The sequence below is a fragment of the Bacillus sp. FSL K6-0972 genome (assembly GCF_037976035.1).
Classification (GTDB): Bacteria; Bacillota; Bacilli; order Bacillales; family Bacillaceae; genus Bacillus; species Bacillus haynesii.
Genome location: NZ_CP150260.1, coordinates 1,018,687 through 1,043,455, shown reverse-complemented (window position 1 = coordinate 1,043,455; position 24,769 = coordinate 1,018,687). Strand labels below are relative to the sequence as shown.

Genomic DNA, 24,769 nt, shown 5'->3' with positions numbered 1-24,769 from the left:
AAATATACAGATGGGCTTGCATATCTGTCATACGCTTACCAGTTTGATTCATCTTTTCCACCTCCTTTTAATAGTTACAATATATGAAAAATAAAGAGAAAAGTCAATATGAAAAAGCCGGCCTCAAGCGGCCGGCACACGATTCTGCTATTTTTTATAATGTATCCTGTAGATGTCATGGCGTCTGTCCTTGAGCTGCCGGACCGTTCCGTCCTGCCGCTGTCTTCTGAGAATTTCCAGGTCGACATCGCCGATGACCACCATCTCAATGTTCGGATTGCATTCGCCGACGATTCCATCCCTTGCAAATTCAAAATCTGAAGGAGCGAAGATCGCGGATTGCGCATATTGGATATCCATATTTTCGGTTTGCGGCAGATTGCCGACCGTGCCGGAAATAACCGTGTATACCTGATTTTCAACCGCTCTTGCTTGAGCACAGTATCTGACTCGCAAATAGCCTTGGCGGTCTTCCGTGCAGAAAGGGGTAAAAATAATCTTGGCCCCTTTTTCGGTTGCGATTCTGCCGAGCTCCGGAAACTCGATGTCATAGCAGATCTGGATCGCGATTTTGCCGCAGTCTGTGTCAAAGACGCGTACTTCGTCCCCCCTGCTGATGCCCCACCATTTTCGTTCATTCGGGGTAATATGAAGCTTATATTGCTTTTCGATGGTTCCGTCCCTTCTGAACAAGTAAGCGATATTGTAGATCTTCCCTTCTTCTTCAACGAAGTGGGAACCGCCGATAATGTTGACATTGTATTTAACGGCAAGGTCTGTGAACAAGCTGATATAGTCTTCTGTATATTCGGTAATCCGCTGAACGGCCAGGCTCGGTGAGCGCTCTTCAAGAAACGACATCAGCTGCGTCGTAAAGATTTCGGGATAGACGGCAAAATCCGCTCCCGCGTCTGAAGCTACATCTGCATAGTATTCGACTTGGTTGGCAAACTCTTCGAAGGAATGAATCTGCTTCATCTCATATTGAATCACACAAATTCTCACCGGAAAAGCTGATTTGTAATAGCGCTTCGTCTGCGGCAAGTAGTCGACATTATTCCACTCCATCAATGTCGCATATTTGCTTGATGCTCTGTCATCCGGGAGATAGTTCGGGTTGATCCTCATCATCGTAAATCCGTTCAGCAACTGAAACGAAAGGACCGGATCATAGATCTGGTGGTGGATGACTTGTTCGACATACTCCCTCGGCGTCATCTCGGAAGCGTACTTATGATAGTTCGGGATCCTGCCGCCGATGATAATGCTCTTTAAATTCAAGCGCCTTGCCAGATCTTTTCGCGCTTCATAGAGACGGTGGCCGATCTTCATCCGTCTGTATTCAGGATGAACCATGACCTCGATTCCGTACATGTTTAAGCCGTCGGGATTGTGATTCGTAATATATCCGTCATCTGTAATATCCTGCCATGTATGTCTGTCATCATATTCATCAAAGTTGATCAACAGGCTTGAACAGGAACCGATCACTTCTCCGTCAAGCTCTGCGCAAAACTGGCCTTCCGGGAAGTGTTCCAAATGGCTTTCCAAATGCTCCCGTTTCCATGGGATCATTCCCGGAAAACAGAGCTCTTGCAGCCCGATGATGCTGTCGATATCTTTTTCTTCAATGTTGCGGATGACGATCTTTTTTTCAAAGCGGGAAAGATCCAGTTTTTCAGACACGTCCCATTCCTCCTCTGCCTTCTTTATGATGGATCGGAAATTTTTTCGATCAGCTGTTCCAGTTCCATTTCTGCCATTGATTCAAGCCGGTGGTCATAATGTTCGAACAGCAGGCTTTTCGTTACTTTGTTCGGTACAATGACACATTTCATTCCGGCCCTTTTCGCGGCGATTGATCCGTTGACAGAGTCTTCGAATGCAATGCACTCCTCAGGCTTCACACCGAGGCATTCCGCCGCCTTCAAATAGAGTTCAGGGTTCGGTTTGACTTCCTCAACATCATCGGCCGTTCTGATGCACTCGAAATCATCGTACAGACCGATTTGTTTCAAATGCTGGGACACCCATTTATAATCCGAGCTTGACGCCAGGCCGATTTTTAAACCGAGCTCTTTCGCCGCGGACAAATAAGCTTCCACACCGGGACGCGCTTTTTCGCTTTCCATTCTTTTCGTAAAACGCTCTTGCCTCAATTTCGTCAATTGTTCATGGTCCAGCTTTTTTTGCAGCTGTTCCTCCAGATAAGAAAACGGCTGGAATCCGGCGGCCGTGCCGATGACATTTCCCCAAACCGACATTGGCAGCTCTGAGCCGTGCTCTTCAAAAATTTCCTGGAGCACTTCATATTCGTGCGTTTCTGTATCTAAAATAAGACCGTCAAAATCAAAAATCACTGCTTTAATCATCGCGCTTTAGCCCAACTCCTTTTGACTGTTTGCACCATTCATTGTATCCTTCTTGCCGCCCCTTGAAAAGAGAAGACACTAAAAACCGGTATGTATAAATGAAGAAGAGCCTGCTGTAAGAGGCAAGCTCTTCCGTTCTTACTGAGTCCGTGCCGGAGTGGAAATGTTTGTAAGCGCCTGTCCGGCAGATTCATTGGACATTTCGTTTACCGCCAGATCCCCGAGTGCCAAAATGCCGACTAAATGGTTGTTATCGACGATCGGCAGACGGCGGATTTGGCTTTGAGCCATCAGCTGTGATGCTTCTTCAAGGCTCATGTTCGGATTCCCTGAAACAACATTTGTTGTCATGACGTTTGAAACAGGTGTCTGTCCATCCTGGCCTTCCGCTGTCGTTCTGAGCGTGATATCACGGTCTGTGATCATTCCTTTTAACACGCCTTGATCTACAACCGGGATCGCCCCTATATTATGGCGGCTCATCAATTCAGCCGCTTCTTGAACCGTTTGATTGGAAGAAATTGTCGCTACTTGTCTAGACATCGCATTGCTGATTGTCGTCAATAGACTGCACCCCTTTCGATTGTTAGTATGTACAGGTCATGCACATGCTAAAAAGGAAGTTGGCACCATTTCATTGTGTTTTCCGCTTTTTTCTTATATCATCTTTTCATAAAAAGAAGAGCTTTTCCGAAAACGGAACAAGCTCTTTCAATTCAGACAAACCCGGCTTTACATCAGCATTTTATTGTCGGTATTCACGATATGAAAGTCGGCAGATGTTAGAGGGAAGTACAGACCGCAGTCATTCAGCTTGCGGCAGTTTTTATCGAACAAATCACGGTCTTTCAGCACCCACCGGCGTTTCGCCTTAGTTAATAAGGCATGGATCAATTGCAGGCTTGTCATAATCTGAAACGCTTCATCGAGCGTACCTTTGTATACATCCTCTTTCAATTCAAGCACGCCCTGCTTTTTGAGTTCTTTTATTTTTTGTTTATTCAAGTACAATGGAAATATTTGATACAGCTCTGATACAAGCTCTTCTATATAAATTTCTTGTTCTTCAGTTGCTGCCTTTACAATTCGCAAATTGATCACCCTTCATCCCTTGTTCAAATCTCTTCAAACAGGATAGCATACATAAACAATGGGCTGTGAAGGTAAGTGTTTCCTAATGGCTGAACGCTTTTTACAGAAAGGAGCAGTAAAAATGAACCAAAAAAATCACAGCTTATTCTTCAGTGCAGGCAGCCGTCATCACGGCGAACATTTATTTGCATATTTAAAAAGAGAAGCGAAAGCATCGAAGCCTGTCATTCAATACTGGATCGCAAACGAGAAAGTTAAAGTGAATCATAAACCCGTAGATCATAACGTTCAGCTTGAGAGCGGAGACAGCGTGATGATCGATCTCAGAGAGGAAGAAGAAAGCGGAATCGCCCCTGAATACGGGGAACTTCCCGTCCTGTTTGAAGATGATCACATGCTCATTGTCAATAAGCCGGCGGGAATGGCGACACATCCGAATGAAGCTGGCCAGACCGGCACGCTGAGCAACCTTGTGGCGTTTTATTTTCAAATGAACGGGGAGGAGCGAAAAGTCCGGCACGTCCACCGTCTGGACAAGGATACGAGCGGCGCCGTCGTTTTTGCAAAGCACCGCCTCGCCCACGCCCTTTTAGACGAACAGCTGCAAAGAAAAGAACTGTCACGGACATATGTAGCCGTAGCGGAAGGGAAATTCAAAAAACAAACAGGTACCATTTCAGCACCGATCGGCAGAGACAGGTACCACCCCGTCAGAAGAAGAGTGTCCAATTCCGGACAGCCCGCCGTTACCCATTTTGAATCGAAAAGGTATGACAGCCATCACGATGTTACACTATGCAGACTGCAGCTGGAGACAGGCCGAACCCACCAAATACGTGTTCACCTTGCAAGCATCGGTCATCCTTTGTCAGGCGACACTTTATACGGCGGTTCAGAGGGGCTTTTTCCGAGGCAGGCTCTTCACGCGATCGAAATCAATGTCACCCATCCGATCACAAAAGAACGCGTCACTGTCACAGCACCGCTTCCGGATGACTTGAAAGACGAAATCGGACGACTGTTTGGTACGGTTGATTAAACAGTAAAAAAGGCTGTCCTCGATGGACAGCCTTAAAGCGGCTTTGCATAAATAATATAGCGCTCAGGCGCATTTCCGATATAAGAAAACGGATAGCATGTCGTTAACAGCAGCTCTTCTTTTTCACGCTGCAGCGTGATGATGGACGTGTCACTTTGGTCAACAATTTTCGTGTGTGTGATTTCATATTCGAAGCTTCCGTATGGAAGCTCAATTTTCAGCTTATCGCCGATTTCCAGCTCCCCTGTTCTGCGAAAAACCGTATCCCTGTGCCCCGAAAGAACAATTTGCCCGTTTTGTTTTGGATAATAGCTGCCTTTATAATGTCCGACGCCTTTCTCCAAATCATCGGGACTTGTCCCTTCAACGATGGGAAGCTCCGCGCGCAGTCTGGGAATATGGAGTATGCCTGCCGCTTCGCCGTTGGCAGGCTTAAATGAAGCGGGCGCTGAGGGGCGCTTTACCGAACGGACAGATTGACTCGATGCAATGACTTCTTTTGCTTCAGTTAAAGAAATATCGGTCTGTCTGTTCATATCGAATATCTTCCAGCCGCCGTATGCAAAAATGGCAAGCCCTGCTGTCATCAGCAGAAACGATAACATTTTGACTTTCATAGTCTTGCAATACCCCTTTTCCGTATATAAAGAATCGCTCCGAACATAAACGTCAGGAAGCCGTACAAAAGGAAGCTGCCGTAAGCTGCCGCCGTATCGGGTAGCTTGTGCTCTTCACGCGCGTCTGGCAGAAACGCATCATTTGACAGACCGGCCGTCTTCTCCTCCGGCGCATCTGATCCTTTACCGAGCATCACGCCCGCAACAGGAATAGCGCCGCTCTTTGAAGCATCGCCGGTACCGTCATGAACCGGCTTTTCTCCGCTGTCATTGCCGGGCTTTTCCCCATCGCCCTTATCTCCAGCCGGTTTTTCTTCGTCATTCGGATCAGCGCCTCCGCTTCCGGGTTTTTCTTCATCATCAGGATCAGCCCCGCTTCCGGGTTTTTCTTCATCATCAGGATCAGCCCCGCTTCCGGGCTCTTCTCCCGGACGCGAATCATCTTCTGCTAATTTTTTGATTCGCCCTTCCGCAGTATAAGCGATCGGTTCTTTAAAGCTTTTGACAAATTCTACTGTGGCTTCAATATCTTCCGGGCCTGTGACCGGATTTTTTCCAAGCCGGGAAATCGGCAAATACTTGCTTCCTGAAGCAGATGCCATAAAGTTGTTTACGGTCAGCGTATACGTCCGGTCTAAATCAATCGGTTTTCCGTCCTCAAGAAAAATATCCGCGGTTTTGTTTGTTTTCGGGTCCCACGTATAATTAAAGCCGCTGATTGAGTAATCCGGGCCGTAAGATGGGGATATTTGTGCGTCTATAATATCGTATAAATCCCTGCCTTTAATTTCAAGCCGGACGAGTACATTGCCGAAAGGCTGGATATTGAATAAGTCTCCCCATGTAATCGTTCCTTTTTTTAAATCTTGACGGATGCCGCCCCCGTTCATTAATGCGAAATCAGAATTCATCGCGTGCCGCATGCCGTCAGCAATCAGATTCCCGAGAGGGTTGTCTCCGTCATTTGAATAGCCGCCGGCCATATCGTGTGCGGCTTCACCGACTTTCTCGCTGATGATCGGCGCAACCATCCGCTCATATTTATCCAATATCTGACCGACCGCCGGATCCGGCTTGAGCTTTTCCTGATTCACATATTCGATTTCCGCTTTCTTGTGAACGATGTCTTTCGTTTCCCGGTCGATTTCAAGATCGACGACACCGATTGCCTTCCCGTATTCGTATGCTTGGACGATTAAAATATCATTCACTTGGCCGTTGACCACTTCATGATTATGACCGGCAAAGATGACATCAATCTCAGGATCTGCTTTTTTAGCAAGTTCGGCTGATTCACCGGTCACAACTCCGCCGTCCTGGGAAGCTGTCATATGGGCGAGCACCGCTATTGCCCGGACCCCTTTCGCTTTCAGTTCTTTTGCAGCCTGGTTGACGGCCTTTGCTTCATCTGTAAATTCAATTGAGCGAATACCTTCGGGCATGACCATATTGGCGGCCGCCTGTGTCACAACACCGATAAAAGCGACAGGCACTCCTTCAACTTCAATGATTTCATATGGAGGAAGAAAGCTTTCCCCGTTTGTTTTCAACTTGCAATTGGCGCAGACAAGCGGGAAATCCTGTCCGTCATAACCTTTTGTCCCTTTCCCTTCAGGGTGTTCGCCGCCGTTCAAAATGCGCAGCAGCTCTTCGGTTCCTTCATCAAACTCGTGGTTCCCGACGGTTCCTACATCAAATCCGATTTCCTCCATGATTTCAACTGTCGGTTCGTCCTGGAGCAGGGAAGAAACCGGCGAGCTTCCGCCGATCATATCGCCTGCGTGGACGATCAGCGTATTTTCCCGCTCGGCTTTTTTCTCTTTGATCAATGCTGCCGCATAATCCATCCTGCCGAATGTTCCATCCGTCCGGCCATCCCCGTTTAGATCGAGCTGATATTGCTGATCGATCTTTCCGTGCAGATCATTCATGCTTAACAGGCGCAGCGGAATATTGCCGCTTTGCTCTTTTTTCGAATAACCTGCAGCTTCCGCTTCTTCAGCCGACGCAAAGAAAATTCGTCTGTCCACCGGAATCTCTCGCCACTTTTCAGGCGCGACATACGTTTTTTCCGCAGAGTCTCCGACATGCCGCGTGAGCCCTTTGCCTTGCTCCCTGGCACGAAATTCAAACGGCATTTCGAGGAGCGGATCAGCGGGATTCCAAATGCCGATTTTCTCGTCTTTCGCCTTTTTGACGGCGTTTTGAAACAATTGATAGTCTTCATTACTTCCAACCGGCCAAATGAAATAGGTAACGGCCATCCCTTTTTGGACAAGCTGCAAATTCGTATTGACGCCGTCTTCAGTGATGACTTGGGCAAGCAGGCGGCCGTAGCTGTCTTTTGCTTCCTTGCCCACTTTCACGGTGACTTTGTCTCCCGGAGCCAATATAGACTGCAAATATTCCTTCGCTTTGTTGCCGTGCTTCAGCTGGTTTTCATCTAATTCATTTTTCGGCTTATGGTAAGTTTCGGCTGTATCAATGTTGACATAGCGGACTTTTGTAGATCCGAGAACCGGCTCTTTTAAGTGGATCGTATCACCGTCGACAACTCGTTCCACAACGCTTTCGTATTCCCCTTCAGCAGCGGGGGGCGGATGCGCGATACCGTCTAATTTCCGAAGATCTTCCTGTTTTCTCGGCAGAAGCTGTACCGTATCATAGCGGCTTAATACGCCGGTTATTTCGTACCATTGTCCTTGTTCTATCGAATCGGCGGCATTCGTTTGTTCCATCACCCTTAGCGTGAGCGGATGATAATTTTCATCGATCATCGTGATATTATAGCCGCCGCCTGCCGGCGCATCCGGCTTTGTTTCAATAAAGCCTTTCACCTTTACTAGCCGGCCTTCGTATTCAGCTGCCGTTCCCTGATCGAGCACATCTTTAATGGTCAGCGGAACAGGGTCGGGCAGTACCGCTCCTTCTCCGGTTACTTCAATGCCTGACGGTGCGGGAACGATTTCTGTCAAACCTTTGTATGTCGTGATCTTCCCCGTGACCGAAACGGACATTCCCTCTTTCAGCTCCGGAAAATCGCCTTGTGCAGCGGAATAGATATTGATTCCCGCCGTTCCGTCCTGAATAAATGTGGACAGCTTTCCTCCTCCGACAGCCGCCTGATCCGCAGTGACAATTCCTTTGATTTTGACCGTTTCATTTAAAAGCTTGCGCGCTTCGGCTATCGTTTTGATCTCAGGCTTGGCAGGCGGTACATCGCCTCCGGAAAATGTGATGGATTGAACAGATTTCAAACCCGGGGAATTAAAATATGTAGAGCGTTCGCCTTCGATGATGAGTTTTTTTCCGATGAGTTGAGGGTTTGTCTTTAAACCGAACTGGTCTCTGAAGGATGCGGGTATCTGCACGGGGAGTATATTCTCCGGTGATGTTTCCTCTTTTTTATCAGCGATTGCGAAGTTATAATCGTTCGCGAAATTTCCGCTGAAATGATAATGGCCGCTCGATACAGTGTGCCCGACGACATAGCCTTCAACGGCTGCATGCCCTTCGTTATGCTTAATGGCTTCTTCTACGGTAATCGTTTCTGAAGCGCGCGATACGTGTGCAAACGGCGTCAAAAAAGACGCAATCATCATAAGCGTGATCGTCAAACCAGCCATAAAACGACTCTTTAGAACATTGACCATATATTCGCCTCCCGTTTTTTGCTTCCTGTCAAATTTATCTGATGATTATAAAGGCCATATGATTTTTTTGTAAAAATTTTAAAAAAGAATGAGAACAGGGATGGCCGCATTCTCATTCTTTAATCGGAAGCTTCAATTTTACGATCGTTCCTTTTCCTTCTTCGCTTTCAAAGTGAATGCTTCCGCCGTGATTTTCAATAATTTTAAATGTAACCATTAATCCGAGCCCGGTTCCTTTTTCCTTCGTTGTATAAAATGGTTCCCCGAGCTTTTCAAGCACATCTTTTGAGATGCCCTTTCCCTGATCTTCAAAGGTGATGAATACGCTGTCTTTTTCAAAATAGGAACGTATCGTAATAAAGCCTTCAGCATCCTCCATCGCCTCGATTGCGTTTTTTAATATGTTGAGGAAAACCTGTTTCAGCTCATTTGAAACAGCAAGTATCTCAGGGAGATCTCCGCTCAGCTGTTTCTCGATCCGCACATTGTTCAGCACGGCCTGCGACTCCAATACCATGCAGACATCTTCAACAATCGAGTTGACCTGAACCGGATCAAATGTAGTCGACTTTGTTTTGGCCAATACGAGAAATTCGTTGATAATCGCTTCAAGCCTGATGAATTCAGACATCATCACTTCCGCATAGTCTTTTTGATATTTTTTAGACTGGATCATCAGCTGGAGAAACCCTTTCAGGGAAGTGAGGGGGTTCCGGATTTCATGAGCGATTCCGGCAGCGAGCTGCCCGACCGCTGACAGCATTTCCGATTTCATGAGCATTTTTTCAGATCGCTTTTGGTTTGTAATGTCCTCGGATATCAGCATTACCTGCTGAACGTTCCCCGCGCTGTCCTCCACAGGAACAAGGGAGATTTGCTCCCACCTGTCCTCTTGCTCCTCATCCTGGTAATTAAGTTCCCCTGACCATGGTTTCTTTTCAATGACGCGTTTCCAGAAGCGATTGAGTTCCTCACAGTGAAAATGCTTGCGGTAAATGTCAAATACATTGCAGCCGATGATGTCATCCTGATGTTTTCCAAGCATCCGGCAAAAGCGTTTGTTTGCATAAGTGACCGAACCGTCGACAGAAGTGATCAATATGTTGGCTGGACTTTGATCAATAGCCTGTGAGCTGATATGCAGCGCCTCGTTTGTCATTTTCAGTTCAGTGACATTCGTGAACGTGACAACAATGCCTTCAACCTTGTTTCCCGAAGCATAATAAGGGATCATTTTCACGGCATACCAACCGCCGTTTGGCATTTCGAACTCTTTGATGACCGTCTTGTTTTCATAAAGCGTGCGCCTTAAGTCATCGGCATACTCCTCATACTTAAACCTCTCTGTCAGCTTATCTGCAGGTCTTGAAAGGTCCTCCTCTTTCAGGTCGAACAGATTGGCGGCTTCTGGCGTAAATAATTTCAATTTCAGTTCCTGATCCAAAAAAACGGCGGCGATGTTCGTGCTGGTCAGCAGATTGTTCATATCATTCTTCAGGGTGTTCAGCTCATTCACTTTCTTTTCAAACGCCCTGTTGAGCGCCGTCAATTTTCTGTTTTCCTCCCGCAGCTTTTGATTGGCAGACACCAAAGCATCGTTGGACGCTTCGAGCTCTTTTACCGACCGGTACAGATGTTGCAGATGAAGCTGACCGTCCTCTCCGCCGGATACCGGCGTGGGGGCTGCCCCTTCTTTTGATTTTTCGATAAACAGCACATAAAGCTTGTGATACTGACGGAAGAAACTTTTTAATGTCAAATGAACAAAGGATAGTTCACCGCTTAGATAAATCGGGACGTTTTTAAACGACACTTCTTTTTTCTCTTTCTTTGCCCTCTGTAAAGCGGCATTGACCTGTACGGATAAGCTCGCGGGAAAAACTTGATGAATGTTGCCTTTTGAGCTTTTCAAATATTGATCAGCACTTTCAGAGGATGCGACAATTTCTCCCCGGTCATTCAGGATCAGACAAGGAAACATATACTGGTCAATCAAGGAAAGATAAATATCATCCAGCTTATGAAAACCACTCAGTTCATTGATTTTCTTATAAACTTCTGTTTGCACCTTCGGATACACAGAATCATTACCAAATAAACCTGACATTTTTCCAACCGTCTCACTTGAGCCCAGCATTACAAAACTCCTCCTTTTCTAAGTGCAAAATCAAAAAGGAAAACACCTTTTTTTGCATTTTCTTGATGATTGGCAGCTGAAATCATTTACGGAGGGAGAATCCTTTACAGATCGCGCAGGGGCAATATAAAATTTGCAGGCATCTTCTTTAAATGCCAAAGTTATTCATGCCGATATCCAGCCAGGCATTGCTATTCGATTGTTTTTCGGTCCTTATATGAACAATAGTGCATGAACACAAGACCAACATCGGCTTTATTCTTCTTCCGGCAGCCTTTATTTGAATCCGACCTGTTTCGGTTCATTTGTTTTTTCGGATATCAGACATCCATCTACTCACCGAATTCCTTTACTGCCGGAAACATGCGTGAACATTTCATCATCGCCCGGCAGATATGTGCTCCGTTTTACATAGGTACGAGGGATCTCAAAACCGGTCTGAATTTCCTCTCCTGATACTCAGTTTTTTCAGTTTGACGCCAAAATGACTGTTACTCCCATTTTCGACCAATGAGATGATAAACTGTCTTGAACACAAGACCCCCATAATATTTTCTTCTGAACTAAACTATTCGACGGTTAGAATAAAATCCCTTTAAATCCAGTTTATCGATTATTCCTTTTTTGAATAAACATGCCGGCAAAAACGAAATATAATAGTTGAATTACATTTAAGGAGGATACGTTAGAGTGGAACAGCAAAACCAGCCGCAAATGCAAATCAATCAAGGCAATGAAGGAATGCAGCATATGAATCACGGGGGCCACGAAGTGTTTGACATGCATGAAGTGTTGTCCGGAATGATCGGCGTTCTCGAGCAATATATGATGTTCAGAGAGCATGTCAAAGATCCTGAGCTGCTCGATATTTTGGAGAGGCAGCATCGGTTTATTTCTTCTCAGTACAACATCACGACAGAATGTTTCAGAACGGGGCAAAAGCCGAGTCAGGAAACGGCAACGTATATGATGAAAGAGGATCGCCAATTTGTCTACGGGTTAAAAGATGCCCAGCCGAAACAGCCGAAGCAATCCGTGCAGGCCATTGATGACGCATGCATCAGCAGCTTTATGCTCGGCTTGATGAAAACTTGTTGTTCGTCATTGGCCATGGCGGCTCCCGAAGTGACAAACCCCGTCTGCAGAAGGGTTCTGGCAGACCAGATTCCTCACTATATCGAAATGGCTTATGAAATTTTCCTTTATCAGAACAAACACGGATACTATCAAGTTCCTCAGCTTGCACCGCAAGACATGCAGAAGATGACTTCAGCATTCGCTCCGGTGCAAGGTCAGCCGCAAATGCCTCCGAACGGGCAGCAGAGACCTATTCATTGATGATGAAAACGGCACGGAAGGATAAAACCTTCCATGCCGTTTTTTTTGCTTCGTATTTCCGTTTGAATTCTTTTTCAAAACCTGTTAACGACTGACCGACGGCGGCCTTAAATCCGTCTTCAAAACTTCCCCGCTCAGCCGTTTCTTCGATAATGTCGAGGATGACACCCCTTCCTTTTTTCTCCGCGAGCTCTTCAATCAAATAATAACTTTGTAAATAAATATCGGTTTCATATCCAGTACGGGCTTTTTGCCACTGCCGGTCGGTCTTCAGCTTACTCAAGGGAACGACTGACGGCAAAGTCCGGATCTCTATAGTGTCATGAGCAGAAGCCCATTCCGCCACTCCTTCGTGAAACCAGAGCGGATAAGCTGCCGGGTCGGCATTCAGCTCTCTCAGCTTGACGTGAAAAGCATAATGGGTATACTCATGTACCAGCACCCGTTTGTACAGGAAGACGGCGAATCCCTCGCCGTTATTCAGATGCCTTCTCTCCTCGGGCAAAAGCCCGATCATCCGCATATCATTTGAGTAAAATCCGGTTATATCCTTTAATTTTGAAAATGACTCCATATCATCGCGGTTTGAAAAAAAGATCAAATCAACGCTGTCTTGAAGAGGACTGGCAAACAGTTCCCGATTCATGCCAGCGGCATCCCGAAGCGTCTCCTTTGTCAGCTCCAGGATCGGTCTATCTTCTTCAGCGTAATAAATACTGACACTTTCATATTTAAACATTTCCAGCGATTCTTTCAGTTTTTCTTTTTTCCCCGAAAGAACAGCCGCCTCTGGGCTCTCTTGGCTGAACACGACAAAAACAGCCAATAACAGAGCGGATAGAGTGCCCGCCATCATTAAAACAAAGGCCGCTTTCACCTCTCCCGTCACCGACTATCCCTCCATCCGCGTTATGCTTCTCTGTACTACACACTATGCGGGATCGTTCAGGAAGTGGCCTGTCTGAAAAGCGGCCAATAAAAAAAGCCGCGTTTGCGGCTTTTTTATCATTATCTTTGATTCGGGAAGACTCTGTTGATCGTTTCACCAAATTCTTCAAACATGCCCTCGATCGGTTCGCCATTTTGGATTCTGTCGCCATAATTTCTCATCCGGTCAACAAAATCAGGATTTGCCGAAACGAAAACATTGTTGATGTTATTGTCTGTTTCTTTAACCTTTTTCGAGATTTTCCCTTTCAGCTCATTCGTCACGTCGCCTTTCGGATTGCCTTGCAAAACGACCGCCACATAAGCGTTGCGGTTTGTCACAATGACGTTTGCGTTTCTGACTTCTTTCAGTTCCGTCACTTTGTCTGCGGCTTTATCCGCCACTTCCATATTATTGTCTTCCCGATTGGCATCGCGGTTGTCTGTCACATTCATTTGGTCATTAACATTTCTGCCGTCATTGACATTCGTGCGGTCGTTGTCTCTGTTTGTTACATTTTGAAGCGCATTGTCCTGGTTGCGTCGGTTGTTATCCGCCCCCTGATTTGCCATGCCGCATCCGGCTGTGAACAACAACGGAAGGAGCAAAGCAGCAATCGCGCTTTTTTTCATATTGAACATTAAAATTGCCTCCTTTAATGATTGACGTATAGGTTTTTTCTTTTTCGTGTTATTTATTTGTCTAAAGGATATTTTTTATACGCGACTTTTGTTATGATCTTATTGAATGAAAAAATACCCAAATTAATCCGGAGGTGTATACGAAATGGAAAAAGCGGAAAGCATTTTGCATGTGCTGCGCATTAAAGACTTTGCGGTCCATCCCGATGAGACGCAGCTTGTTTTTGATACAAACCTCAACGGAACTTCAAACCTGTGGGCGATGGATCTCCCCGATACGTATCCATATCAGCTGTCATTTTTGAATCAGGATTCAAAAGGAATCGCCTACAATCCCGAAGGCTCTATCCTTTTTGCCGGTTTTGACAATGACGGAAACGAACAAAGCGGGCTGTACAAGCTTTCTTCAAAAAACGGGTCGCTCCATTCATTAAACGGAAATCAAACAGATCGTCACTTCGAGCCCATCCCTGTGCAAAACGCAGTTTACTACTCTTCTACAAAGGACAATCCGACATTTTTAAATACATACAGATACGATTGTCTCACTGAAAAAGAAGAACTTATTTTTGAAGGAAAAGATGGAACTTCAATACTGGCTGATGTAAGCCCGGGCGAGAAAGCCGTCAGCATTCATGTCTACTATGTCAACAGCCACAATGTCTGTATGATCCATACAGCTGAAGGTGTGACGACAGGAATCGTCCCCGATGAAACGCTGCATCATATGGTTTATTCTTCTCATTTTGCATCTGATGATCGGTTATTCGTCACGACAAACTACGAAGCCGAGTTCTCATACCTTGCCTTGTACACTGTTTCATCCGGTATTTTTACGCCGGTGCTTTCGATTGACAAAACTGATTTAACATCCATCCACGCTGACCCAAATGGAACTTTCCTTTATCTTATTGGAAAAAAAGGTGTCAAAGAGGTGATGTATGAGTACAACACAGCAACGGGAGAAAGCCGGCAGGTGGACTGTCCTTGCACATCCATTTCGAAAATACATTGCGCCTCTTCGGGTGCGCTGTACATGCTCGGCTCGACGCCGACCAGGCCGGCTAACCTCTACGTATTAATGAAAGGACAGGCAAAATGGCGGCAATTAACGAAACATTCGGTTCCAGGCTTCTCCGAACAGGAGCTGTCATATCCGGAAGTTGTGACATACCCTTCTTTTGACGGCCTGGCAATAGAAGGACTGCTGTTTAAGCCCGCCCCGGAAGAAGCGAACGGCTGGACGATTATTTGGCCGCACGGCGGACCGCAAGATGCAGAAACCTTTATGTTCTACGACATCTTTCAACTCGCTGCGAAAATGGGCTACCAGTTATTCGCCCCTAATTTCAGGGGGTCAGCAAATTACGGTTATTCATTTTTTAAAATGGTCGAACAAGATTGGGGAGACGGACCGCGCCTCGATATGACCGCGGGCATCGACTGGCTTATCGATCAAAAGCTTGCGGACCGCGAAAAACTCTTTTTGATGGGAGGCAGTTACGGCGGGTATATGTCGCTTTTGCTTCACGGTAGGCATCCCGAGTATTTCCGCGCCGTCGTCGATATATGCGGAGTCAGCAATCTGTTTTCGTTTGTCAAATCCGTACCTGATTTCTGGCAGCCGATGATGGAAAAATGGGTCGGCAATCCGGAGCGGGATTATGAAAAAATGAAAGCCGATTCTCCTGTTACATACCTGGAGAATATGACTCAGCCGATGCTGATCATCCAAGGCGCAAACGATCCGCGCGTCGTAAAGGAAGAGTCCGATCAGGTTGTTGATCGGTTGAAAGACATGGGGCGGAATATTGAGTATCTCGTTTTGGAAAATGAAGGGCACGGTTTTTCTATAAAAGAAAATAAAATGAAAGCCTACCGCGAAATTTTCGAATTTTTCGAAAAGCATCGCTTATATCTCACGGCACAGCTTGAAGAATAAAACCGATCAGGACAGGGGATGGTATACGTAAAAAGGAGGTTGACCCTTTGTTTAGAAGAAGATCAGGCATCCATCCCGCTGTATTAGTTTTAGGATCAGCTGCATTAACCGCAGCTTTTTCTCCCGAAATCCGCAAAAGATTAACCGGCATGTTCGCGAAGAGCATGGGAGCGCGGCAGCAAGGAAACGGTAGCAATCAGACGATGATGAATCCGGCTGACATGATCAAACAGGCTTTCAATACCGGAGGACAATCACATGAACACCGCCAGTCAGGCCATCCGGCAAACGACCAGCATCAATCAGGCCATATGACTGCCCCGGTGAATGTCATGAACGATCAGGCTGCAAATCAGACGATGTTCGATGACGATCAAAGCTATTCATAAAAAACGGCCCGCACGCGCTATCAAGCTGTGCGGGCCGTTCTTCTTTTACACTTCTGCTTCAATGATATTTGTACGGTCTTGGTACGTGTCTTTTTCAAGTTCATTTGTTACTTTGCTCGTCACAAGTCCTGACGTCATGCTGCCGCTGACATTGAGAGCCGTACGCCCCATGTCGATCAGCGGCTCAACCGAAATCAGCAGCCCGGCAAGCGCTACAGGCATGTTTAATGCCGAAAGGACGAGAAGCGCTGCAAATGTCGCACCTCCGCCGACGCCTGCCACTCCGAAAGAGCTGATCGCAACAACAGCGATAACCGTGAACAAAAATGACGGCTCAAGCGGATTTTGTCCGACAGTCGGCGCAATCATGATCGCGAGCATTGCAGGGTAAATTCCGGCACATCCGTTTTGTCCGATGGACAGCCCGAAGGATCCGGCAAAGTTTGCAATGCCTTCAGGAACACCAAGGCTTCGTTGCGTTTTAATGTTCAGCGGCAAAGCGCCTGCGCTTGATCTTGATGTAAACGCGAATACAAGGACCGGAAACGCCTTTTTCAAGTATGTGACAGGATTTAAACCGCTGAATGTAATGAGCAGCAGGTGAATGATGAACATGACGATCAGCGCCGCATACGAAGCGATGACAAATTTGCCGAGCTTGGCAATGCTGTCGAGGTCGCTCGTTGCAATCGTTTTTGTCATGATCGCCAGTACACCGTAAGGCGTCAGCCTCAGAATCAAGGTCACTACACGCATAATGATCGCATACACGGCATCAACCATCTTTTTGAAAAGTTCAGCTTGTTCAGGCTGTTTTCGATTGACCCCAAGATAAGCGATCCCAAGGAAAGCCGCAAAAATAACAACTGCGATCGTTGATGTCGGTCTTGCTCCCGTAAAGTCTAAAAACGGATTCCCCGGAAGAAGCTCGACAATTTGCTGCGGAAGCGTTTTGGCTTCCATGTCCTGCGATTTCTGTTCGAGTTCCGCCCCTCTCATGGACTCCGCCTGGCCTTGATCCACATGGACGGCCTGCAGGTCAAAAGCAAGCGCGGACGCGATACCCACCGCAGCAGCGACGGCTGTCGTCGCGATCAAGAGCCCGATGATCAGTCCGCTGATTTTTCCGATATTGTGCGTCAGTTTAAGCTTTGTAAAAGCACCCAAAATCGAGATGAATACAAGCGGCATGACGATCATCTGCAAAAGCTTGACATAGCCGCCGCCTGCAATATTAAACCAATCAGAAGTCTGCGTAATCGTTTCTGAAGACGAACCATATATAAAATGCAAAGCGAATCCAAAAACAATTCCGATTCCCAGAGCGGTAAATACCCGCTTAGAAAAAGAAACATGCTTTTTTTGCATCATATAAAGGAGCGCCATCAGGCCGAGCATGACGATAATATTAATAACAACAAATAATGTCATGGTAACAAAAGCACCCCCAGAATTTTATACATTTAAAAACTATAGTACAACAAACCTGATTGGTCAAGTAGGAATTATCGATGCATTTCAATATATGACCCGGGAATCAATTGCGCGACTGACATTTTATTCGCCGATGTCTTTCAGTGGAACAAATGTCGGCAGCTGTGCACCGTCAAACTCTTTTTTGATCAATTCAGCGGTATCGTCTGATTGGTACAGCTCGACGATCTTTTTCAAATCTTCGCGATTCCGGTCTTCTGTTCTGGCCGCAATAATGTTGATATATGGTGTCGCTGTTTCGTCTTCCAGTTTGATCGAATCTTTGACAGGATGGAAGCCGGCGTCAACCGCTATGCCGTTGTTGATGACGGATGCAGCGACATCGGGAAGCACGCGTGGCGTTTGCTCTGCGGCCACCGTTGTGATTTTGAGTTTTTTCGGATTTTCTTTAATCGCATCAAGCGTTCCGTTTCCGTCAAATCCGTCCTTTAATTGAAGCAGGCCGGCGGACTCCAACAGAAGCAAGGCTCTGCCCATGTTCGTCGCTTCGCTCGGAACGGCGATTTCCGCGCCGTTTGGTATATCGTCAGGCGAATCATACTTCTCGGAATAAATGCCCATCGGAGCGATGATCGTTGTGCCGATTGGCGATAGTTCAAGATTGCGTTCCTTTTTGAATGCATTAAAGTAAGATATCGTCTGAAAAGCGTTGGCGTCAATGTCACCGCCCGCCAAAGCCTGGTTTGGCTGAACATAGTCAGAGTATTTGACGATTTCAAGCTTTAAGCCTTCTTTCTCGGCTTTTTTCTTCACAAAGTCCCAGATCCTCGTATCCGTTCCGCTGATGCCGATTTTAATGGTTTTCGCATCAGAGTCTGCCGCGCACCCTGCGATCACTCCCGCAAGCAGCAATAAGATCACTACAAATGCAAATTTTTTCATCATAGCCGTCTCCCTCTCTGTTTATCTTCTTCTCAATTTTTTTGACAGCACGTTTCCGGATGTCTGCAATCCCTGCACAACGATGACGAGAATTGCAACCGTGATGATCATCGTCATCGTGTCAAATCTTTGATAGCCGTATGTGATCGCCAAATCCCCAAGACCGCCGGCACCTATCGCACCAGCCATCGCCGACGCTCCGACCAATCCGACCGTTGCTACCGTAAAACTCAGCACCAGCGAACCGAGCGCTTCCGGAATCAAAAACCTGAAGATGATCTGCCTCGGAGTCGCTCCCATTGCTTCAGCAGCTTCAATGACTCCCGGATCGACTTCAAGCAGAGAGTTCTCAACGAGCCTGGCGATGTAAGGCCCAGCATAAAAAGTCAGGGGAACAATCGCTGCCGCTGTGCCGATGGACGTTCCCACAATCAGCCTTGTCACCGGAATTAAAGCAACCATCAAAATGATAAACGGGACGGACCGGAAAATGTTAATGATCATATTGACAACCGTAAAAACTGCCGGATTTTCAAGCAGATGCCCCTTCCTTGTGACAACCAGCAAAATGCCGAGCGGAATGCCGATCACGCTTGAAAATAAAAGCGAAAAAACTGTCATTTGAATCGTTTGAACCAGTGCGTCAATGATTTGGTCATATGTAACAAGCATGCTTATACCTCCCTGATGCGAATGTTTTCTCTGCGTATATATTCGAGCGCGCGCCCGATCTCACCATCTTCCCCCTGCAGTTCGACCGTCATGCTGCCAAACGGAATTCCCTGAAGCTCTGTAATCGTTCCGTGCAGAATGTTGACTTCTACGTCAAATCGCTTTGCCACTTGAGAAAGAAAAGGCTTCCCAGAAGATTCACCGACAAATTGAAGCTGGTAAAGGTGCTTCACATTTAATTTTTGAATCGATTCAGGTATCTCGTGGTCGATGGCTGATTTGACAAAGCTTTTCGCCGTTTCGGTTTCCGGCGCGGAAAATACGTCAAACACACTACCTGATTCAATAATTCTTCCTTTTTCAATGACCGCGACTTTGTCGCAGATTTCTTTTGCCACATTCATTTCATGGGTGATTAACAGTATCGTGATGTTATATTGTTCGTTGACGCGCTTCAGCAGCTTCAAAATATCGCCGGTCGTCTGCGGATCAAGCGCGGATGTCGCTTCATCGCAGAGCAGAACCTCCGGATTTGTCGCCAGCGCCCGGGCAATGCCGACGCGCTGCTTTTGGCCGCCCGAAAGCTGATCCGGATAATCGCGGGCTTTATCCTCAAGCCCGACAAAACGGAGCAGCTCCGTCACTTTTTGCTTTATTTCGGCTTTCGGCGTTTTGACAAGCGCGAGCGGCTCTGCGACATTAGCAAAAATCGTTTTTGAATTTAGCAGGTTAAAATGCTGAAATACCATGCCGATCTTCCTCTTTACAGTGCGAATCTCTGCTTTCGACAAGGACATTAAGTCTCTTCCGCCGACGAAAACCTTTCCGGCCGTCGGTTTTTCAAGGAAGTTCACACAGCGGATCAGCGTGCTTTTCCCTGCACCGCTGAATCCGATGACGCCGTATATTTCCCCTTTATCCACATGAAGGTCGACTCCATTGAGCGCATGGACCTTCTGTCCGCCGCTTTCATAGACCTTTTCAACGCCTTCAAATGTAATCATGATGATCTTCCTCCTCTTTTTGGCTAACAAAAAAGGCTTCTTCTTAAAAATAAGAAGAAGCCTTTGACGACACAAAGTAAATAGAGTGGGTCCGCTCTCTTCTTATCTTCCAAGCCCGTACGGCTTGTTGGATGTGGCACAGTATCCTGCTGTTTGCAGAACCCGCTGCCGAGGTTTCTCAGGGCCAATTCCCTCCGCCTCTCTGAATAAGAAGTGTTGTTGCATGAAGTTTTACCTAACTTTACAGCTTCTTTGAAATGTTGTCAATCAGATTCGTGAAAATTTCAAAAACTCTCTTTTCAATGCTTTATTTCTCACCCTGATCATTAAATTTCACTTTTTTTAAAAAAATTGTGTTTAGCAGTTGTAATTTCGCTTAAACACTGGTAAAGTAAAGGTAATTATTTTTGTTCGAACTATCTTTAAGAAGAAAGTTTTGTAAGAGTTTTCGTCTTGGAAGTTTGTTTTAGAGCAAGAATAGTGAATTTAAGCGTTATCGCTTTAGGAGGAAATTTCATGCTAGAAGGTAAAGTAAAATGGTTTAACTCTGAAAAAGGTTTCGGATTCATCGAAGTTGAAGGACAAGACGATGTATTCGTTCATTTCTCTGCTATTCAAGGCGAAGGCTTCAAAACTTTGGAAGAAGGCCAATCTGTATCTTTCGAAATCGTTGAAGGAAACCGCGGACCACAAGCTGCTAACGTAACAAAAGCGTAAGCTGTGAACCGCTGATCTTCATACAGGACTGCTGACCGAATGTCAGCAGTCTTTTTATATTTTAAAAAAGCCTCACGCCCGGAAACCGGCGTGAGGCTTTTTTTGAGAATACCGCTTATGAAGCAATGTCTCTTTTTGTGAATACACCAAAAGCGAGCACATGAAAAACGAGAAAATAGACTGCCAGCACCACAATCGAGAATCCCAGCGTCATATCTGAAACAAGCGGAGATCCGTCAAAGTATTGAGTGAGATCAGTGTTGGCAAATAAGATGTATTTCACCCATTCAAATTTCGTCGCAAGCAAGTTTGTCACCGTTCCGCCCATTGCCAAAAGAAAAATTGAAATACCTACGGCAAGCGAGCTGTTTCTGAAAACCGTTGAAATCATAAAGGCCATAGTCGCCATCATCAGAAGCGAAATTGAATTCAGCAAATAGCTGCCGGCCAAGTGCAGCAGCAGGCTTTTTTCTTCAACTGTTCCATCGGTGTACGCCAAGTGAACCTGGCTGCCGTCGCCTGTCCCGAATAAAGCAAGGCCTGTGATACCCGCGCATGCGAACAGAATGAAAAGCAAAGCCAATGCAAAAAGCAGGACTGTAAAATACTTTGCCAGCAGAATTTTAAAGCGGCTGATCGGCCTGATGACAAGCAGCTTCACCGTTCCCCAGCTGAATTCATTCGCAACGATTCCCGCCGCCACCGTGATCACAAACAGACCGGCGAGGGGAATGATGCTGCTCGCGTCGCTGATGAACGACAGGGCCGAATAGTCCCCGTCTTCCGGCAAATCGTGCTTGATTCGATACTCATTAATGGCGGTCGACCGTTCATAGCTTTTTTCAAGTGCCGGATTATTGACCCCTTTAAGTTGTTCTTTCATATCTTTATTTTCTTGCATCAATTCTTTTTTCCAGTCCGGGTTTTGGTCTGTCTCTCCGATCGTCTTTGCGAGAACGCCCAGCCCGATGGCAGATAACAGCAAAATCCCGATCATGAAGTATGTGCCTTTTCGATTAAAAATTTTGATCCATTCATTTACGATGAGATTAAACATGCTGAGCTTCCTCCTTATCAGCGGTGATTTCCAGGAACCGGTCTTCCAGCGATTTGTTCACGGCCTTCACTTCATATAGGCGGACACCGCTGTCTGTCAAGTGTTTGATCAAATCAGGCACTTCATCCTTTTGAAGGCTGAGCTCTATCCCGCCTTCCGCTTCGTCAACCTTCACCTTTCTGAAAGCAGCCGCTTCCCGCAACAGAGCCTGATTGTCATCCGCTTGAATATAATAGCGCTTCTTTTCATCCTGAGCGGGTCCGTGCACATGCTGAATATCCCGGAGCTTTCCGTTCTGGATAATGGCGATTCTGTCGCACATCAGTTCCATTTCTGAAAGCAGGTGGCTTGAAACGATGACCGCCATACCTCTTTCTCTCGTCAGCTTTCTTAAATGATCGCGGATTTCCCGGATACCGGCCGGATCAAGCCCGTTCGTCGGCTCATCGAGAATCAACAGCTTCGGATCGTGCAAAAGGCTTTGGGCAAGGCCGAGCCTTTGTCTCATTCCTAAAGAATACGTTTTGACCTTGTCGTTGATCCTGTTTTTCAATCCGACAAGCTCGACGATTTCGTCAATTTTCTTTTTCGTCACGCCTTTCGTCATGCGCGCGTATTGCTGAAGGTTTTGATAGCCCGTTAAAAATTTATACAGTTCCGGGTTTTCAACGATCGCTCCGATATGCCGTGCAGCCTTTTCAAAATTTTCTTTTACGCTGACGCCGCACACGGCGATTTCACCGGCGGTGATGTTCATATGCCCGACAATCATCCGAATCGTCGTCGTTTTTCCGGCGCCGTTAGGACCCAGGAAGCCGAATATCTCGCCTGCCCGCACGTCAAAGCTCAAGCCGTCGATGATCTTTTTCCCCCTGATCGTTTTTGATACATTTTTTAATTCCAAAAGTGTTTCCACTGTTTCTCCTCCCGCTTTTTCAATTTTTTTCTTCAATAAACCGTTTCAGCCATTCCAAAAGCGACATTCCCGATTCCTCGCGCAGCTGTTCGACATCCTTTTTTTCTTCAATTCGGCCATTTAAGACGACGATGACCTCATCCAAAATTTGTTCAATCTCATGAATTTCATGGGTGGCGATGACGATTGTCTGCTTATCAAGCTCCAGATATGTAAGAAGGCTTTTGACTATCGACTCCCTCACCATCGGATCAAGTCCGGAAAATGGCTCATCAAGCAGCACGACCGCTGCATCGCGCGCCAATGTGAGCGCGAGCTTCAGCCTGCCCCGGTTGCCTTTGGAAAGCTTGCCGATTTTTTTATCCCCGTCGATTTTCATGTCCTTTAAAAGGTCCCACGCTTTATTTATACGGAAATCGGAGAACTGGGTTTCATAAAAGTGAATCATATCCTTGACCCGAAATTGATCGTAGAACATATCAAGCTCTGTTAAATAGGCGATGTTCTTCATCTCTTTTCTGGCTGCCGGCCGTCCTCCGATTAGCACCGTGCCCGAATCCGGAAACGAGAGCCCTGTGATCAGCTTCAAGATCGTAGATTTGCCGCTGCCGTTCGGTCCGGTCAACCCGTAAATTTTCCCGGGAGAAAGAGACAGATCGGCCTCTTTGAGCGCATACTCTTTGCCAAACTTCTTCGTGACATTTTTCAGCTCAATCTTCATTTGGGATCTCCTTTCTGAAGATAGCGGTCAAGTTCTGACAGCATGTCTTGTTTAGACAAGCCAAGCTCTTCCATGCTTTGGACAAATTGCCCGATAACTTCCGATCTCATCTCCCGCTTTAAATCATCGATGACTTCCGTATGTTCAACAACAAAGGTTCCCTGTCCCCTTCTGGTTTCCACCACGCCCATCCTTTCCATCTCATTGTAAGTTCTTTGAATCGTATTCGGATTTACTTGCGTCTGAACAGCCAGCTCACGGACCGAAGGCAATTTTTCTCCCGGCTTGATCTCTCCGCGGATCATTTTTTTGAAGAGCTGTTCGGCTATTTGTCTATAGATCGGCTTTGAAGCAGAAAATTCTTTTTCCATTCTTTCACACCTCAACTCTTCTGGTCAGTAATTTGCAGGAGAGATAGAAGAGACAGACGCCTAAGACTGCGTAATACACCAGGAGAATACCCGGCAAATCAACTTGAGAAAATGTAACAGTCCATCCTGAATGTTCGTAATGGAATTTGAATTCAGCTGTTAAAGAAATGCCCCAGAATTTCTGCAGTTTCTGGAACAAGCCGCTCTTGATGAACAGCGCCTCGATTAATCCGTAAACATTGTAGATCAACAAGGGAATGATCCAGCGGATTTTTTTGATAGCCGGATATTTTCTGAGCGCTTCATATATCGTCCACAGAAACATCACCCATGTGGAAAAAATAACGGAGCCTAAAAAGACAGCGATATTGACGAGAAGCAAATCCAACACGGAAAACATGTTGTCGCTGCTGGAGAGCAGAACGCTTCTGACAATCAGCCCGAAAATGAATAAAACAGCGTGGGAAATCAATTGGTATACGGCAGCTGAAACAAGCTTTGACAGCAGCAAAAGCGCACTGTTGTTCGGATTATATAACCAAAGCTGCGTTTTCCCTTCCAGCCGGAGCTGAGCAAGCATCATCAAAGGACAAAACAGGCTATGAAATACTAAAATGGTCACAAGCGCCCCAAAGAGAGCCATTGATTCGCCTGTATAATGAGCAAACCCAAAGCTTGCAATAATCGCACAAATCATGCACAGCATCCAAACTAAAGACCAAAATCTGGCCATGAGAAAATCTTTTTTAAATAGGCCGCTGAAAGATTGCAAATCATATCCTCCTCT

Annotated in this window: 23 protein-coding genes and 1 riboswitch; of the genes, 5 read left to right on the top strand and 18 right to left on the bottom strand. The window is 46.3% G+C overall.

Translation table 11 applies throughout. The annotated features are described in order from the left end of the window. Positions 1–147: 147 nt before the first annotated feature. The 4 genes from MKX80_RS05260 to MKX80_RS05245 form a co-directional block, all read right to left on the bottom strand. Complete coding sequence (locus tag MKX80_RS05260; RefSeq protein ID WP_003180073.1) at positions 148–1,686, bottom strand: bifunctional GNAT family N-acetyltransferase/carbon-nitrogen hydrolase family protein; 1,539 nt, start codon at positions 1,684–1,686, stop codon at positions 148–150. A gap of 23 nt (positions 1,687–1,709) precedes the next feature. After that, positions 1,710–2,372, bottom strand: coding sequence for an HAD family hydrolase (locus MKX80_RS05255; protein ID WP_059230677.1), 663 nt, complete (start codon positions 2,370–2,372; stop codon positions 1,710–1,712). Positions 2,373–2,510: 138 nt separating this feature from the next. Then, positions 2,511–2,936: a CBS domain-containing protein gene (locus MKX80_RS05250; protein WP_154996499.1), complete on the bottom strand. Its 426-nt coding sequence runs from the start codon at positions 2,934–2,936 to the stop codon at positions 2,511–2,513. Positions 2,937–3,104: 168 nt separating this feature from the next. Then, entirely contained in the window at positions 3,105–3,473 is a 369-nt protein-coding gene (locus MKX80_RS05245) for a YhcU family protein (RefSeq protein WP_154996497.1), read from the bottom strand. A 112-nt stretch (positions 3,474–3,585) separates the two neighbouring features. Here MKX80_RS05245 and MKX80_RS05240 point away from each other — a divergent pair, with 112 nt between their 5' ends. Continuing rightward, complete coding sequence (locus tag MKX80_RS05240) at positions 3,586–4,503, top strand: RluA family pseudouridine synthase (RefSeq protein WP_182070965.1); 918 nt, start codon at positions 3,586–3,588, stop codon at positions 4,501–4,503. Between the two features lie 32 nt (positions 4,504–4,535). On the opposite strand, the gene MKX80_RS05235 is transcribed toward MKX80_RS05240, so the two are convergent. The 3 genes from MKX80_RS05235 to MKX80_RS05225 all read right to left on the bottom strand — a co-directional run bounded on the left by MKX80_RS05235 (position 4,536) and on the right by MKX80_RS05225 (position 10,910). Further along, positions 4,536–5,120, bottom strand: a complete 585-nt coding sequence (locus MKX80_RS05235; RefSeq protein ID WP_182070966.1) for a class D sortase — start codon at positions 5,118–5,120, stop codon at positions 4,536–4,538. After that, on the bottom strand, positions 5,117–8,773 hold the full coding sequence (locus MKX80_RS05230) for a 5'-nucleotidase C-terminal domain-containing protein (RefSeq protein ID WP_326849693.1): 3,657 nt from the start codon (positions 8,771–8,773) through the stop codon (positions 5,117–5,119). Before MKX80_RS05230 ends, MKX80_RS05235 begins: the two co-directional genes overlap by 4 nt. Positions 8,774–8,885: 112 nt before the next feature. Beyond that, positions 8,886–10,910 carry a PAS domain-containing protein gene (locus tag MKX80_RS05225; RefSeq protein WP_268343029.1) on the bottom strand — a complete coding sequence of 675 codons (2,025 nt, stop codon included), beginning with the start codon at positions 10,908–10,910 and terminating at the stop codon, positions 8,886–8,888. A gap of 690 nt (positions 10,911–11,600) precedes the next feature. Here MKX80_RS05225 and MKX80_RS05220 point away from each other — a divergent pair. Beyond that, on the top strand, positions 11,601–12,248 hold the full coding sequence (locus MKX80_RS05220; RefSeq protein WP_154996484.1) for a spore coat protein: 648 nt from the start codon (positions 11,601–11,603) through the stop codon (positions 12,246–12,248). Here the strand turns inward: MKX80_RS05220 and MKX80_RS05215 are convergent. Then, positions 12,238–13,137, bottom strand: coding sequence for a hypothetical protein (locus MKX80_RS05215; RefSeq protein WP_339228087.1), 900 nt, complete (start codon positions 13,135–13,137; stop codon positions 12,238–12,240). The genes MKX80_RS05220 and MKX80_RS05215 overlap by 11 nt on opposite strands. A 119-nt stretch (positions 13,138–13,256) precedes the next feature. Continuing rightward, a complete protein-coding gene (locus tag MKX80_RS05210) occupies positions 13,257–13,817 on the bottom strand; it encodes a YhcN/YlaJ family sporulation lipoprotein (protein ID WP_182070969.1) in 561 nt (186 codons plus the stop codon). A 145-nt stretch (positions 13,818–13,962) separates the two neighbouring features. Between MKX80_RS05210 and MKX80_RS05205 the strand changes: the two genes are divergently transcribed. Then, the gene (locus MKX80_RS05205) at positions 13,963–15,759 is read left to right on the top strand and encodes a S9 family peptidase (protein WP_268343317.1); all 1,797 of its coding nucleotides are present in this window, start codon (positions 13,963–13,965) and stop codon (positions 15,757–15,759) included. Positions 15,760–15,806: 47 nt separating this feature from the next. After that, positions 15,807–16,148, top strand: a complete 342-nt coding sequence (locus MKX80_RS05200; RefSeq protein ID WP_268328698.1) for a hypothetical protein — start codon at positions 15,807–15,809, stop codon at positions 16,146–16,148. 45 nt (positions 16,149–16,193) lie between these two features. Here the strand turns inward: MKX80_RS05200 and MKX80_RS05195 are convergent, their stop codons facing one another. The 4 genes from MKX80_RS05195 to MKX80_RS05180 form a co-directional block, all read right to left on the bottom strand. After that, positions 16,194–17,579 carry an L-cystine transporter gene (locus MKX80_RS05195; RefSeq protein WP_154999409.1) on the bottom strand — a complete coding sequence of 462 codons (1,386 nt, stop codon included), beginning with the start codon at positions 17,577–17,579 and terminating at the stop codon, positions 16,194–16,196. Positions 17,580–17,705: 126 nt separating this feature from the next. Further along, a complete protein-coding gene (locus tag MKX80_RS05190; RefSeq protein ID WP_182071055.1) occupies positions 17,706–18,524 on the bottom strand; it encodes a MetQ/NlpA family ABC transporter substrate-binding protein in 819 nt (272 codons plus the stop codon). A gap of 21 nt (positions 18,525–18,545) precedes the next feature. Beyond that, the gene (locus tag MKX80_RS05185; protein ID WP_059231821.1) at positions 18,546–19,196 is read right to left on the bottom strand and encodes a methionine ABC transporter permease; all 651 of its coding nucleotides are present in this window, start codon (positions 19,194–19,196) and stop codon (positions 18,546–18,548) included. A gap of 2 nt (positions 19,197–19,198) precedes the next feature. Next, positions 19,199–20,200 carry a methionine ABC transporter ATP-binding protein gene (locus MKX80_RS05180; protein WP_154999410.1) on the bottom strand — a complete coding sequence of 334 codons (1,002 nt, stop codon included), beginning with the start codon at positions 20,198–20,200 and terminating at the stop codon, positions 19,199–19,201. Between the two features lie 99 nt (positions 20,201–20,299). Then, positions 20,300–20,413, bottom strand: a riboswitch (SAM riboswitch). Positions 20,414–20,716: 303 nt separating this feature from the next. Here MKX80_RS05180 and cspB point away from each other — a divergent pair. After that, positions 20,717–20,917, top strand: a complete 201-nt coding sequence (gene cspB / locus MKX80_RS05175; protein ID WP_003155376.1) for a cold shock-like protein CspB — start codon at positions 20,717–20,719, stop codon at positions 20,915–20,917. Positions 20,918–21,032: 115 nt separating this feature from the next. On the opposite strand, the gene MKX80_RS05170 is transcribed toward cspB, so the two are convergent. The 5 genes from MKX80_RS05170 to MKX80_RS05150 are packed head-to-tail and all read right to left on the bottom strand — an operon-like array spanning position 21,033 to position 24,754. After that, complete coding sequence (locus MKX80_RS05170) at positions 21,033–21,974, bottom strand: ABC transporter permease (RefSeq protein ID WP_154999411.1); 942 nt, start codon at positions 21,972–21,974, stop codon at positions 21,033–21,035. Next, positions 21,967–22,890: an ABC transporter ATP-binding protein gene (locus MKX80_RS05165; protein ID WP_154999412.1), complete on the bottom strand. Its 924-nt coding sequence runs from the start codon at positions 22,888–22,890 to the stop codon at positions 21,967–21,969. The genes MKX80_RS05170 and MKX80_RS05165 overlap by 8 nt, the downstream gene beginning before the upstream one ends. A gap of 19 nt (positions 22,891–22,909) precedes the next feature. Further along, on the bottom strand, positions 22,910–23,611 hold the full coding sequence (locus MKX80_RS05160; RefSeq protein ID WP_216929384.1) for an ABC transporter ATP-binding protein: 702 nt from the start codon (positions 23,609–23,611) through the stop codon (positions 22,910–22,912). Next, positions 23,608–23,982, bottom strand: a complete 375-nt coding sequence (locus MKX80_RS05155) for a GntR family transcriptional regulator (RefSeq protein WP_182070976.1) — start codon at positions 23,980–23,982, stop codon at positions 23,608–23,610. Before MKX80_RS05155 ends, MKX80_RS05160 begins: the two co-directional genes overlap by 4 nt. Before the next feature lie 4 nt (positions 23,983–23,986). Next, the gene (locus tag MKX80_RS05150) at positions 23,987–24,754 is read right to left on the bottom strand and encodes a hypothetical protein (RefSeq protein WP_182070977.1); all 768 of its coding nucleotides are present in this window, start codon (positions 24,752–24,754) and stop codon (positions 23,987–23,989) included. Between the last annotated feature and the right edge of the window lie 15 nt (positions 24,755–24,769).

Excerpts from the sequence above, each read along its gene's own strand:
- MKX80_RS05255 (WP_059230677.1), bottom strand. The coding sequence starts at position 2,372 with ATGATTAAAGCAGTGATTTTTGATTTTGACGGTCTTATTTTAGATACA.
- MKX80_RS05240 (WP_182070965.1), top strand. The coding sequence starts at position 3,586 with ATGAACCAAAAAAATCACAGCTTATTCTTCAGTGCAGGCAGCCGTCAT.
- MKX80_RS05235 (WP_182070966.1), bottom strand. The coding sequence starts at position 5,120 with ATGAAAGTCAAAATGTTATCGTTTCTGCTGATGACAGCAGGGCTTGCC.
- MKX80_RS05230 (WP_326849693.1), bottom strand. The coding sequence starts at position 8,773 with ATGGTCAATGTTCTAAAGAGTCGTTTTATGGCTGGTTTGACGATCACG.
- MKX80_RS05225 (WP_268343029.1), bottom strand. The coding sequence starts at position 10,910 with ATGCTGGGCTCAAGTGAGACGGTTGGAAAAATGTCAGGTTTATTTGGT.
- MKX80_RS05210 (WP_182070969.1), bottom strand. The coding sequence starts at position 13,817 with ATGTTCAATATGAAAAAAAGCGCGATTGCTGCTTTGCTCCTTCCGTTG.
- MKX80_RS05205 (WP_268343317.1), top strand. The coding sequence starts at position 13,963 with ATGGAAAAAGCGGAAAGCATTTTGCATGTGCTGCGCATTAAAGACTTT.
- MKX80_RS05195 (WP_154999409.1), bottom strand. The coding sequence starts at position 17,579 with ATGACATTATTTGTTGTTATTAATATTATCGTCATGCTCGGCCTGATG.
- MKX80_RS05190 (WP_182071055.1), bottom strand. The coding sequence starts at position 18,524 with ATGAAAAAATTTGCATTTGTAGTGATCTTATTGCTGCTTGCGGGAGTG.
- MKX80_RS05185 (WP_059231821.1), bottom strand. The coding sequence starts at position 19,196 with ATGCTTGTTACATATGACCAAATCATTGACGCACTGGTTCAAACGATT.
- MKX80_RS05180 (WP_154999410.1), bottom strand. The coding sequence starts at position 20,200 with ATGATTACATTTGAAGGCGTTGAAAAGGTCTATGAAAGCGGCGGACAG.
- cspB (WP_003155376.1), top strand. The coding sequence starts at position 20,717 with ATGCTAGAAGGTAAAGTAAAATGGTTTAACTCTGAAAAAGGTTTCGGA.
- MKX80_RS05170 (WP_154999411.1), bottom strand. The coding sequence starts at position 21,974 with ATGTTTAATCTCATCGTAAATGAATGGATCAAAATTTTTAATCGAAAA.
- MKX80_RS05160 (WP_216929384.1), bottom strand. The coding sequence starts at position 23,611 with ATGAAGATTGAGCTGAAAAATGTCACGAAGAAGTTTGGCAAAGAGTAT.
- MKX80_RS05155 (WP_182070976.1), bottom strand. The coding sequence starts at position 23,982 with ATGGAAAAAGAATTTTCTGCTTCAAAGCCGATCTATAGACAAATAGCC.